Consider the following 11825-nt stretch of genomic DNA (forward strand, 5'->3'; position numbering starts at 1 on the left):
CCCTGATGGCCTCCCCAACCTCTGTGGATAACCTGTTCTTATAAATATGGAGTGATCATGACACCGCATGTGATGAAACGAGATGGCTGTAAAGTGCCGTTTAAATCAGAGCGCATCAAAGAAGCCATTCTGCGTGCAGCTAAAGCAGCGGGAGTCGATGACGCAGATTACTGTGCCACCGTCGCAGAAGTCGTTAGTAGCCAGATGAATGAGCGCAGCAAGGTCGATATCAACGAGATCCAGACAGCGGTAGAAAACCAGCTAATGTCTGGCCCGTACAAACAACTCGCCCGTGCGTACATCGAATATCGCCACGACCGTGATATCCAGCGTGAAAAACGTGGCCGTCTGAACCAGGAAATTCGTGGTCTGGTTGAGCAAACCAACTCTGCTCTGCTGAATGAAAATGCCAACAAAGACAGCAAAGTGATCCCAACCCAGCGCGACCTGCTGGCCGGTATCGTTGCCAAACACTATGCGCGTCAGCACCTGCTGCCGCGTGATGTCGTCCAGGCGCACGAGCGTGGTGATATTCACTATCACGATCTCGACTACTCTCCGTTCTTCCCAATGTTTAACTGCATGCTGATCGACCTCAAAGGCATGCTGACGCAGGGCTTTAAGATGGGTAATGCGGAGATTGAACCGCCAAAATCCATCTCTACCGCGACCGCCGTCACCGCGCAAATTATCGCGCAGGTTGCCAGCCATATTTATGGCGGCACCACCATTAACCGTATTGATGAAGTTCTTGCGCCGTTCGTCACCGAGAGCTTTAATAAACATCGTAAAACCGCTGAAGAATGGCAGATCCCGGACGCCGACGGTTATGCCCATTCCCGTACCGAGAAAGAGTGCTACGACGCATTCCAGTCTCTCGAGTATGAAGTGAACACCCTGCATACCGCCAACGGTCAGACGCCGTTCGTGACCTTTGGTTTTGGCCTGGGAACCAGCTGGGAATCGCGTTTGATCCAGCAGTCCATTCTGCGTAACCGTATTGCCGGCTTGGGTAAAAATCGTAAAACCGCAGTGTTCCCGAAACTGGTGTTCGCGATTCGTGACGGTCTGAACCACAAGTTTGGCGATCCGAACTACGACATCAAGCAGCTGGCACTGGAGTGCGCGAGCAAGCGTATGTATCCGGACATCCTGAACTACGATCAGGTGGTCAAAGTGACCGGCTCGTTCAAAACGCCAATGGGCTGTCGCAGCTTCCTCGGCGTGTGGGAAAACGAGAACGGCGAACAGATTCACGACGGACGTAACAACCTCGGCGTTATCAGCCTCAACCTGCCGCGTATCGCGCTGGAAGCGCATGGCGATGAAGCCACCTTCTGGAAGCTTCTCGACGATCGTCTGGTGCTGGCGCGTAAAGCGCTGATGACCCGCATTGCGCGCCTGGAAGGCGTGAAGGCCCGCGTGGCGCCAATTCTGTATATGGAAGGGGCCTGCGGCGTGCGTCTGAAAGCGGACGATGATGTGTCAGAAATCTTTAAAAATGGTCGTGCATCCATCTCTCTGGGCTACATCGGTATTCACGAAACCATCAATGCGCTGTTTGGCGACAAGCATGTGTATGACAGCGAGCAGCTGCGCGCCAAAGGTATCGCCATTGTGGAACGCCTGCGCCAAGCGGTCGATCAGTGGAAAGACGAGACTGGCTACGGCTTTAGCCTGTACAGCACGCCAAGTGAAAACCTGTGCGACCGTTTCTGCCGTCTGGATACCGCCGAATTTGGCGTGGTCCCGGGCGTGACCGACAAAGGCTACTACACCAACAGCTTCCACCTCGACGTGGAGAAGAAGGTTAACCCGTACGACAAGATCGATTTCGAAGCGCCGTACCCGCCGCTGGCAAGCGGGGGCTTCATTTGCTACGGCGAATACCCGAATATTCAGCACAACCTGAAAGCGCTGGAAGACGTCTGGGATTACAGCTATCAGCACGTGCCCTATTACGGGACCAACACGCCAATCGATGAATGCTACGAGTGCGGCTTTACCGGTGAGTTTGAGTGCACCAGCAAAGGCTTTACCTGCCCGAAATGTGGTAACCACGACGCCGCGCGCGTATCGGTCACCCGCCGCGTCTGCGGTTACTTAGGCAGCCCGGACGCTCGTCCGTTTAACGCCGGTAAGCAGGAAGAAGTGAAGCGCCGCGTTAAGCATTTAGGGAACGGGCAGATCGGTTAATTTAGACGATTTTATTGCCCGGCGATGCGACGCTTTTCGGGCCATTATTTCCGCAACGCAATTCACGTCATAGCAAGGCAGCAAATGAGTAAGTCCCGGGGAGCTTACATAAGTAAGTGACTCGGGCGCACGAACGCAGCTATGGCGCGAATTGATAAACGGATGAGAAGCGCAAATGAATTACCATCAGTATTACCCTGTCGACATCGTTAATGGTCCCGGTACTCGCTGTACCCTGTTTGTTTCAGGATGCGTGCATGAATGCCCCGGTTGCTATAACAAAAGCACCTGGCGGCTCAATTCCGGCCAGCCGTTTAGCAAAGAGATGGAAGACAAGATCATTGCCGATCTGAACGACACGCGTATTCACCGTCAGGGGATCTCGCTCTCCGGCGGCGATCCACTGCATCCACAAAACGTGCCGGATATTCTGCAACTGGTGCAGCGCATTCGCGCTGAGTGTCCGGGAAAAGACATCTGGGTGTGGACCGGCTACAAGCTCGATGAACTCGATGCCGCGCAAATGCAGGTTGTCGATCTCATCAACGTGCTGGTCGATGGCAAATACGTGCAGGATCTTAAAGACCCGGCGCTAATCTGGCGCGGTAGCAGTAATCAGGTTGTACATCATTTGCGTTAACACGCGCTCTGGAGAGGCTTTTCACAGCCTCTCCGTCCATTTACTCATTCGCGATTGCGCTTTACCACGGGCATCAATGGCACGCCCATCCGGTAGCCAGCGCTCCACTTCTCCCTTCTGTTTTCCCTGTTCATAAGATTGCCGCTGGGCTGGCGCGCCGTCCGGGTAAAACTGCTCGCTGAGCGAGTGACGCAACCCGTGCCGCCACTGTTCGCGTATCTGCAACTGGCCGGAAGGATAAAAGCTGCAGCATTCACCGTGCAGTTGACCATCAAGCCACTGCTCTTCACGTATCAGCGCCCCCTCTTCTGAAAAATAACGCGCCACGCCCTGTGCCAGACCATCGCGATAGCTCTGCTGCATGGCAAGCTGGCCGTTGGCATGCCAGCTTTCAATCTCGCCATGCAACGCGCCCTGCCGATAGCGCAGCACCGACAGCAGCCGACCATGCTCTTCGATCCGCATTTCGCCGTTCAGCAGACCGTCGGTCAGCTCGGCCTGAAAGCAGGTACTCTCCTGCTGATGTTCCAACACTTCACGCATCAGTTAATTTTCACCATCCCGCCTTTGATGGTCAACATGCCACCGCCGTCCACTGTCTGGGTGGCGCTGGCCTTGCTGGTGAGCGTGGCTTTTGCTTCGTGGGTTATCGTCGCGGCTTTTTGCGTCAGCGAGGCTTTGGCTTCGCTAGCGATGTTGGTGGCGTCCAGTTTCAGACCCGATGCGGCGCTGGCGCTGAGATCCGCTCCGCTTTTCACTTTCAGGGTTTTGCCGCTCTCCAGGGTAAGCGAACCGCTGACCTTAATCGTCAGATTGCCGTCGACGTTCAGCGTGTAGTTACCTTTTACCTTATGTGTCTCATTGCCATCGATGGCGTGTTCCTGATCGCCTTTCACCGTCACGCTGCGTTTGTCTTTCACCTCCAGCGTGTCGCTGCCCTTCTCAATTTTGACCGTGCGGTTACCCTTTTTCAGGGTGACGGTTTCGTTGCCCTCTTCAACGGTACGTGTGCGGTCGTTTTTGACGTTCTGAATATCGTCATGGCTGATAGTCGTTTTGCTGTCGTTGAGCACCGTAAGTTGGAAGTCTTTCTGCGCCTGCATCGCCAGCAGCTCGGCATCTTTTTTGTCGTCGAAGCGCAGTTCGTTAAAACCTTTTTCACTTTTGGTCTTAATGCCCGACTGGGTTTGATTCGCCGGAAGTGCGTACGGCAGTGCATTCGCGCCGTTGTACACACAGCCGGTAATGAGCGGCTTATCCGGGTCGCCATCGATAAAGCTCACCACCACTTCCTGGCCGATGCGCGGGATAAACTGCGCGCCGAAGCCGTTGCCGCTCCAGGCGGTGGCGACCCGCAGCCAGCAGGAGCTGGTTTCGTCGTTTTTGCCCTCTCTGTCCCACGGGAACTGCACCTTCACCCGACCAAGCTTATCAGTCCAGATTTCTTCTCCGCTTTTACCCACCACCACCGCTGTTTGCGTATGCATAAAAGGCTGCGGCGTCACGGCGAGCGGACGGTACGGCGTGGCCTTCGGGATGGCGGTAAAGCGGTTGCGATAGCGCTCGCCGTCGTATTCGTGGCTGACGGCAATGACCAGCCAGTCGATGTTCAATGCTTTGTCATCGTGATCGGTCAAAGTAAACCAGTGCCCGGCGGTCAGCGCCGCGCAGTCGCTTTCGCCGACCAGCTGTTTCGCCTGCGCCTTCAGGGCGTTAACTTTCCACGCCGCCAGCGCGTCGCCTTCGGCTTTAACGCTAAAACGCCCCGGATGCTGATACTGCATACCACCCTTCTTCTCACCAGCCTGCGCGAACAGCGCCGCTTTCGGCTGCTCGTAGTTGTAGTCGCTGCTCTGGAAGCCCTGCGCGGTGGCCTGCAAACGCAGCTCTGCCGAGCGAATCGCCCCGGTTTCCCGCTCGCCGCTCTGTGCCGCCTGATACTTGACCTTTTTCTCACCCGCTATCGGCGGGAAGGCGCTGTTATCATCCGCCAGCACCAGCGTGTGTTTGCCTTCCTTATGGGTGAAGAACCAGAAGATCCCCTCCAGCTCCAGCAGCCGCGAGACAAAATTAAAATCGCTTTCGTTGTATTGCAGGCAGTATTCGCGCTTTTCTGATTTGGTTTTGAGTTTGAACTGATAGTCGGTAAACCCGGCATCCTTAAACACCTTCTCGACGATCTCCTGCGCGCTGAGGTTCTGAAAAACGCGGTTGTTGCTGGCAAGCGTCAGCCACCACAGCCACGGACGAAGCACAAACTGATAGCGATCGGCGTTACTGGTCGCCGGAAGCTGGTGCGCCTCGGCAATCAGCCCGTCATAGTCGGCGTTGTTGATGGTGGCGGTCAGATGGGTTGCCAGCACAGCATCAAGCGTTAACGGCGCGGAGGTGGTTGCGGCGATAGTGGCGGTGGTCAGGCCGTTAAGTTGGGAGTCGGTTTGTGCGGTAGCGGCGGTAAGACCGGTTAGGGCCGGAGCGGTGAGTTTGATGATGGTGGTGTCGGGCATGGGAAATTCCTTTTTCAACGATAGCGCTAGCGCCGGTTAGCCTGATGATAAACCTCATCGCCATCACGTCTGCCTACTGCGATCACAAGAACGACAACCTGCTCGTCCTCGACCTGATAGACCAGACGATACCCAGCACTGCGTAGCTTGATTTTGTAACGATGTAATTTGCCGGAAAGGCGGGCAGCAGGAACATGGGGATTTTCCAGTCGCTCCGCCAGTTTCTTTTTGAACTGTTCACGTAATGCAGGGGAAAGCTTGCGCCACTCCTTGAGCGCAACATCTAAAAACTCCAGGTTATAGGTCATTTAAAGATACCTTTATTCGTTTTCCGCCTTCGCGTTCGTCGGCGATACGGTTCAGCTCGGCGTCTTCTGCCAGCTCCAGCAGATACGCATAAACCGCAGGCGGCACGCAGTAAAACGCTGGCTCATTGCGGTTCAGAATCGCCACCGCTTCACCCTCCCCGGCGTTGACCGTCCCCATTGGGTTACGTTTCAGGTCGGTGATGCTGGCAGCGGTTTTGGTCAGGATATGAAATGGCATGGTGTTTTCCTCGTTAATGAGGTTTTAGTATAGACCATTAAAAGCACCTTTATAAGCATCATTAATGATGCTTATAACCATGATGTGTGGTTCGTTGTCAGGTTAACGGCGCGGAGGTGGTTCCTGCGATGGTGACGATGGTCAGGCCGTTAAGTTGGAAGTCGGTGTGCGCGGTGGTGGCGGTAAGGACCGGAGCGGTGAGTTTGATAATGGTGGTGTTGGGCATGGGAGAGTCCTTATTATATAATTTCAGTCATATTAAACATTTGTAATAAACAAAAATTCTTCATATATTCACTGATAAAGAGATTTATCAAACTGCCCGTCCAATAAAAAAAGCTCTCTAACTCTAATAAGGTCCTCCGGAGGGTAAATGCACATACGATTAGTAATTAGCAAATCACTAAAGCTTAACTTTCCATCAACTAAAATAGCTTTTCTTGCAAATGCTATCTTATTTGCCTCAATATAATTACAATGAATCTCCATTTGTGTCATAGCATTCGCCTTTGCTCCCTGCGTAGCATGATGCTGATACAGCCATTCCAATATATCTACTCCTGAAGCTACAACCGCATACACATAGCCACCATAACGAGCTGCATAATCCATTGCAATTAGTAGCTCTTTCGTTGTAGAAATACCACCTGTAGCTTGCCCGCCAGGATGAACTATAATCCCGCCAGTATATCTGGGATGAAATCCTTCTTCAAAAATCACCTCGGGGCCACGCAAATCAGCTCTAAATAGCACTCTGTTTCTAAACATATTTCTCATCCAGATAAATTTTAATTTAAATTATACAAAGTATTATCTCATCACTTCCCCAACCACTAGGTTCTCAACATCTCTGGCCCCTACTCCCTTACATTTCTCCATTACCCTTTCCACCAGCCCATCCTCCATATTTAATTTCTCCCCCGTCGCCACAAAATATCTCTGTGATAACTTTTCCAATTTAGCCAACACAATTCCCTTCAATATTTCTTCATCCAGTGCCCGATAGGCCACCGTGGTCATCCGCGCGAAAAACGCCGGACGAAAATGGGTTAATAATTCCTCGCGCAGCGCCTCGTTAAACCGCTCTCCGTTTAATTCACACGCAGGCGTTTCCAGAATTAATTCCGCACCGACGTTGCTGGTCGCCAGCATCACCGTATTTTTGAAATCGACAATTAATCCGGTGCCGTCCTCCATCACCCCTTTGTCGAAGACGTTATAAAACGCCTCCAGCACGTCCGGGTGCGCTTTTTCAATTTCGTCGAGCAGCACCACGGAATAGGGGCGACGGCGCACCGCTTCGGTTAATGCCCCGCCGCTGCCATAACCGACGTAGCCCGGCGGCGCGCCTTTCAGCTGGCTGACGGTGTGCGCCTCCTGATATTCAGACAGATTAATGGTGATCAGATTACGTTCGCCGCCGTACAGGGTATCCGCCAGCGCATAGGCGGTTTCGGTTTTGCCCACACCGGTTGGCCCCACCAGCAGGAACACGCCGACCGGCTTTTGCGGATCGGTCAGGCCGCTGCGATAGGCACGCAGCCGTTGGGCGATGGTCTCCAGCGCCGCCTGCTGCCCCATCACCCGCTCGCTCATTCGCTCAACCAACGTGCGCAGGGCGTGGGCTTCGTCGGTCAGCATCTGGCCGATAGGGATACCGGTCCAGCCGCCAATCACCGCCGCTACCGTGGCGGTATCCACGCAGTCCGGCACCAGCGGCACTTCGTCGCGCAGTTGGGCAGCGGCGGTTTCCAGTTTGCCGATCAGCGCCGCGCACTCCACCAGCTCTTGCTCCAGTTCCTCATCATCGTCCAGCCGTTCGCTGAGATCCAACATCCGTTGACGAGCGGCCAGCAGTTCACCGACCCGCTGACGCTCATCCTGCCAACGTCCTTCCACTTCCCGCGCCTGAACCTGCAGTTTCTCCGCCTGCGCTTCCAGCTCGCACAGCCTGTCGTGATGATCGACGCCCACCAGCAGTTCACGATTCAGACGCTCGCTCTCTTCTTCTATCGCTGCCTGCTGCTGACGAATTTCCTCCAGCGCAGGCGGCACGTCATGCTGCGCCAGCGCCACTCTTGCACAGGCAGTATCAAGCACGCTGATGGCTTTGTCCGGCAATTGACGTCCGGAGATGTAGCGCTGGGAGAGGCGCACCGCTTCGCGGATCGCGGTATCCAGAATTTGCACACCGTGATGCGCCTCGAGCTTGTCGGCCACCGCGCGCAGCATGATCACCGCGCTATTTTCGTCCGGCTCTTCAATCTGGATACGCTGAAAACGTCGGTCCAGCGCCGGATCCTTCTCGAAATATTTTTTGTACTCCTGCCATGTGGTGGCGGCGATGGTGCGCAGTTCCCCACGCGCCAGCGCCGGTTTCAGCAGGTTGGCGGCATCACTGCCCCCCTCGGCACCGCCCGCGCCTATCAGCGTGTGGGCTTCGTCGATAAATAAAATGATCGGCTGCGGGGATTTTTTTACCGCGTCGATTACGCCGCGCAAACGCTGTTCAAACTCGCCTTTCACGCCCGCTCCCGCCTGCAACAAGCCAAGATCGAGAGCCAGCAGAGCGACATCACGCAACGGCGGCGGCACGCTGACTTCGGCAATGCGTCGCGCCAGCCCTTCGGCAACGGCGGTTTTGCCCACACCTGGCGCCCCCACCAGAATCGGGTTGTTTTGCCTGCGACGCAGCAGGATGTCGATACACTGGCGGATCTCCGCGTCGCGCCCGATGATCGGATCGATCCGCCCTTCCCGCGCGTCACGAGTCAGATCGTGCGTATATTGATCCAGTACCCCGCCTTCACGCTTCGGGGATTCTCCATTGTCAGGGTCTGCAGCCTCCTCAACGGAGTTGCGACACCAGGTCTGCCACTGGCTTTCCAGCTCCGCAGCCGGAAGCTGTAACAACATTGGCATTCCCTGCGCCAACTGGGTACGCAGCCGTTCTCGGGTGAGTAAGGTCAGGAGCAATAAGGCCGAACGAACCAGAGGAATACGCTGGAATGTCGCCTGCAAAATCGCCCCTTCCAGTAGCTCTATCAGTTGTACGGAAAACACCGGCATCCGCGTACAGCCCGCTTTGAACTGCGCCTGAGCACGCTGGATCTCTTCACGTAACGTATCGGTGGAGATAGCCGCGTTGCTCAGGCAATACGCTAAATCACAGTGTTCATCATCCAGTAAAGCCAGCAGCATATGCTCCGGCTCAACGAACCAGTGTCCCTGCGCCCGGCTGCGTTCGGCGGCCTGTTCCAGCGCACGAAAACAAATGGGGTTCAGTCGTTTTACCAGCGCTTTCAAATCCATTTACTGTTCTCCTCAAGATGCTGTTGGCAATGGAACATGGCGGGCTTGCGCCCTGCCAGTTGCGCGGTATACCCCAGACGCGGCGGCGCAGCGCGGGTTAAGCGATGATCCAGCGTCAGGGTTGCGCGCATCATCAATTCCTGCGTTATTCCCGCGCCAAACCAGATTTCCGCTAACTTACTGAGCTGGAGAAAACCCTGACTGCCGGGTAAAAATTCGCGCCACTGCGTAGCGTTTTTAGCACGCAGATGCACCCGTAGCGCCGCATGCTGGTTCCATATTCGCCGACCGGCGACGCTATTGCGCCCCAGCCGACATCCCGTCCGGCTTATTGATGCCTGTGGCAAAGGCTGCCAGCGGCCGACAAACTCTTCGACATGCACGGTGACGTTCAGTACGGCCTCGACCAGCGCCACAAATCCAGCCGTAGAACACCTGCGATTAGGCAGGTTGCCGCATTGCATCAGCAGACTCTGTACCTGCGCAGATTCATACTTTTCCATGGCGTCGAGCCTGAAACCACACAGCGCACGCATTACAGAAAGCCCTGGCGCATCTTCTCGCCTGGCGTAAGGCCTGGCCAGCCGATGCAGGCTCAGGCTACGGTAGTGATGTTGAAGAAAACGCTGTTGAAACATAAAGATAAAATCCTGCAGTGCGCTGTTTTTATCCTGCGTCGCCTGCTGTAGCCATTCCAGCCAGCCGTAGGGCAATACGCCATCCGCCCCCCCTGGCCCGAGGCTACGCACCTGCACAACGTCTTCGTTCAGCGAACTGACTTCCGCTGGGCTAAATGCCAGCCCCAGATCGCCCCGCAGTTCGGGCGTCTCACCCGCCGCTTCCAGGATGCGGACACACTGCTCCAGCGAGAAGCGCCACGGCTCGGCCTTAAGCTGGGCGATTACGCTATCAGCGTGGTCTGTTCGACGTCTGTCCATAGCGACAGCTCCTCTCCTTCGTCTTGCAATATCGTGTGGATAAAGCAGTTTGCGGTGGCATTACGCGCCAGAAAACGGGCAATAACGCCCGCAAACAACAGTCGGCTGCTTCCAGTAAAGGCTTGTGGATCGAGTTCCAGCGTCACCTTGATACCGTTATGCCAGCCGCGCCAGGCATCCCGCCCCCGATGCTCACTCACCCGTTGGCAACACATCTCGCGGATGCCATTGATCTGCTGCCAGACAGCGGGTGACGCAGAGGAAGGGGCATACAGGGCCAGCAGTTCTTTCAGCGAGTCCAGCGCGCTCTGACCTTCGTTCAATAAGAGATGGTTGAGCGCAAGCGTTGAGAGCAGTTTCCAGCGTGCATCTCGCTGCAACGCAGGCGCTGAAGGCGTGGTCGGCGTTCCCAGTAAATGCACCTGCGCAACCGGGCCGGGTACTTCAAAGGTTAGTGGCGTTCCCGCACAAAGCAGTGCGGCCTGCTCACCGTTGCTGCACCAGAGCGTCGCCGTCAGGCTCGCTTCTTCATCCGGCGCAAACGGGTCGAAACGGCTGTCCACCAGCGTTAACCACAACGCATTGCCCTGCTGGCGGTTGCGTCGTGCATGCCAGAACCAGCGGGACTCGCTATGCCCGTGAGCGGAATAATATGCGGGCACGCGCCAGGCTTCTTCACGGCGGCTCATCCACAGCGTCTGTACACGGTAGATCTGTACATGTTGATCATGATGATCGGCCACCAGCCGATGCTCGCTGCGAATATGCCCGGCGATCAGCGGCTCAGAGGTCCGGGTGAACAGGTTAACGATAGGCACACACCCCAAACGAATATCACCCGAGTGAATATGCTGCGCCCCCGGCGGAGCGCGATCGAAAGGAATACACAAGATCATGCCGTCGCCCTCCCCCGAAGGCGGCAGCGGCAAATCGAAATACATCAGCGCCTGCGGGCTGTTCATCCAGGCACTGAGCGCCAGCACGCTGGACTCTACGCCCGGTTCGCAGGGCAAAATCTTTTCGGCATTCAGCAGGCCAATGGGATGTGGGCGCAGCGGCCCAATGACATGGGCGTACAACAAATCAAATAGCGTGGCGTTGATTTGCGGCGAACCGCTGAGATGAATGCGTAACTGTGTAACCGCCAACGTCGAAAACTGATGTGGCGGCAGACAACGTAGCTGAATAAGCAATGCGCCGCGCGCCCTCGTCAGCCCGGTTAATTGCCGGGCCTGCGCCGCATCGCACCAGGTAACATCGTCAATCTCAATAGGCCACAGCGTTTGCGCCAGCGCGGTACGCCACCAGATCGTTTTACCGCTTTGCGTTAACGCGTAAAGCGGCGTTCCGGCAGGAAGGGCGTAACCCTGACTCAAATCACCTGCCAGCGGATCCGCAGTAAAACTGGCGGTAGCTGTGGAAGGGAAAGGGCGTATCGAATGAGGTGAGAGCTGCTCCAGCAGCGATTCACACAGTTCACCAAAACCATCATCAAGGCGCTGATGCAATTTGGCGCTTTGCAGGGCGAAACCTTCTAAAAGCCTTTCAACGTGGGGATCCGGGCAATCAAATTCGCTCAGCCGCAGACGAGAGGCAACGTGCGGGTGCCGCCGGGCGAACTCGCCGCTGGCGGTACGCAACCATCTCAACTCCTGCAAATAGTCTTCCAGCAATCGATCGTCCATT

Annotated in this window: 11 protein-coding genes; 2 read left to right on the top strand and 9 right to left on the bottom strand. The window is 55.7% G+C overall.

What is annotated here, in order from left to right; genetic code table 11:
• Positions 1–57: 57 nt before the first annotated feature.
• A complete protein-coding gene (nrdD, locus tag HV352_RS20740) occupies positions 58–2196 on the top strand; it encodes an anaerobic ribonucleoside-triphosphate reductase (RefSeq protein ID WP_016151477.1) in 2139 nt (712 codons plus the stop codon).
• A 175-nt stretch (positions 2197–2371) separates the two neighbouring features.
• A complete protein-coding gene (gene nrdG / locus HV352_RS20745; RefSeq protein ID WP_016151476.1) occupies positions 2372–2836 on the top strand; it encodes an anaerobic ribonucleoside-triphosphate reductase-activating protein in 465 nt (154 codons plus the stop codon).
• A gap of 21 nt (positions 2837–2857) precedes the next feature.
• On the opposite strand, the gene HV352_RS20750 is transcribed toward nrdG, so the two are convergent.
• The 9 genes from HV352_RS20750 to tssF form a co-directional block, all read right to left on the bottom strand.
• On the bottom strand, positions 2858–3379 hold the full coding sequence (locus HV352_RS20750) for a hypothetical protein (RefSeq protein ID WP_019078246.1): 522 nt from the start codon (positions 3377–3379) through the stop codon (positions 2858–2860).
• On the bottom strand, positions 3379–5343 hold the full coding sequence (tssI, locus tag HV352_RS20755) for a type VI secretion system tip protein TssI/VgrG (protein ID WP_181635061.1): 1965 nt from the start codon (positions 5341–5343) through the stop codon (positions 3379–3381). Before tssI ends, HV352_RS20750 begins: the two co-directional genes overlap by 1 nt.
• Before the next feature lie 26 nt (positions 5344–5369).
• The gene (locus HV352_RS20760) at positions 5370–5651 is read right to left on the bottom strand and encodes a type II toxin-antitoxin system RelE/ParE family toxin (RefSeq protein WP_047414720.1); all 282 of its coding nucleotides are present in this window, start codon (positions 5649–5651) and stop codon (positions 5370–5372) included.
• The gene (locus tag HV352_RS20765) at positions 5641–5889 is read right to left on the bottom strand and encodes a hypothetical protein (protein ID WP_016155558.1); all 249 of its coding nucleotides are present in this window, start codon (positions 5887–5889) and stop codon (positions 5641–5643) included. Before HV352_RS20765 ends, HV352_RS20760 begins: the two co-directional genes overlap by 11 nt.
• A 97-nt stretch (positions 5890–5986) precedes the next feature.
• Complete coding sequence (locus HV352_RS23805) at positions 5987–6115, bottom strand: hypothetical protein (protein WP_016155557.1); 129 nt, start codon at positions 6113–6115, stop codon at positions 5987–5989.
• 68 nt (positions 6116–6183) lie between these two features.
• Positions 6184–6657 (bottom strand): hypothetical protein, encoded by a 474-nt coding sequence (locus HV352_RS20770; protein WP_016155556.1) that lies wholly within the window; start codon positions 6655–6657, stop codon positions 6184–6186.
• A gap of 42 nt (positions 6658–6699) precedes the next feature.
• Positions 6700–9201, bottom strand: a complete 2502-nt coding sequence (gene tssH, locus HV352_RS20775) for a type VI secretion system ATPase TssH (RefSeq protein ID WP_181635062.1) — start codon at positions 9199–9201, stop codon at positions 6700–6702.
• Positions 9192–10139 carry a type VI secretion system baseplate subunit TssG gene (gene tssG, locus HV352_RS20780; RefSeq protein WP_181635063.1) on the bottom strand — a complete coding sequence of 316 codons (948 nt, stop codon included), beginning with the start codon at positions 10137–10139 and terminating at the stop codon, positions 9192–9194. Before tssG ends, tssH begins: the two co-directional genes overlap by 10 nt.
• Positions 10103–11824, bottom strand: coding sequence for a type VI secretion system baseplate subunit TssF (gene tssF / locus HV352_RS20785; protein ID WP_049270656.1), 1722 nt, complete (start codon positions 11822–11824; stop codon positions 10103–10105). The genes tssG and tssF overlap by 37 nt, the downstream gene beginning before the upstream one ends.
• Position 11825: the final 1 nt, after the last annotated feature.

This window comes from Citrobacter sp. RHBSTW-01044 (assembly GCF_013781945.1).
GTDB classification, from domain to species: Bacteria; Pseudomonadota; Gammaproteobacteria; order Enterobacterales; family Enterobacteriaceae; genus Citrobacter; species Citrobacter braakii.

Bases quoted from the DNA above. Each gene is read 5' to 3' on its own strand.
- nrdG (WP_016151476.1), top strand. From the start codon at position 2,372: ATGAATTACCATCAGTATTACCCTGTCGACATCGTTAATGGTCCCGGT.
- tssI (WP_181635061.1), bottom strand. From the start codon at position 5,343: ATGCCCGACACCACCATCATCAAACTCACCGCTCCGGCCCTAACCGGT.
- HV352_RS20765 (WP_016155558.1), bottom strand. From the start codon at position 5,889: ATGCCATTTCATATCCTGACCAAAACCGCTGCCAGCATCACCGACCTG.
- HV352_RS20750 (WP_019078246.1), bottom strand. From the start codon at position 3,379: ATGCGTGAAGTGTTGGAACATCAGCAGGAGAGTACCTGCTTTCAGGCC.
- tssH (WP_181635062.1), bottom strand. From the start codon at position 9,201: ATGGATTTGAAAGCGCTGGTAAAACGACTGAACCCCATTTGTTTTCGT.
- HV352_RS20770 (WP_016155556.1), bottom strand. From the start codon at position 6,657: ATGTTTAGAAACAGAGTGCTATTTAGAGCTGATTTGCGTGGCCCCGAG.
- tssG (WP_181635063.1), bottom strand. From the start codon at position 10,139: ATGGACAGACGTCGAACAGACCACGCTGATAGCGTAATCGCCCAGCTT.
- HV352_RS20760 (WP_047414720.1), bottom strand. From the start codon at position 5,651: ATGACCTATAACCTGGAGTTTTTAGATGTTGCGCTCAAGGAGTGGCGC.
- nrdD (WP_016151477.1), top strand. From the start codon at position 58: ATGACACCGCATGTGATGAAACGAGATGGCTGTAAAGTGCCGTTTAAA.
- tssF (WP_049270656.1), bottom strand. From the start codon at position 11,824: ATGGACGATCGATTGCTGGAAGACTATTTGCAGGAGTTGAGATGGTTG.
- HV352_RS23805 (WP_016155557.1), bottom strand. From the start codon at position 6,115: ATGCCCAACACCACCATTATCAAACTCACCGCTCCGGTCCTTACCGCC.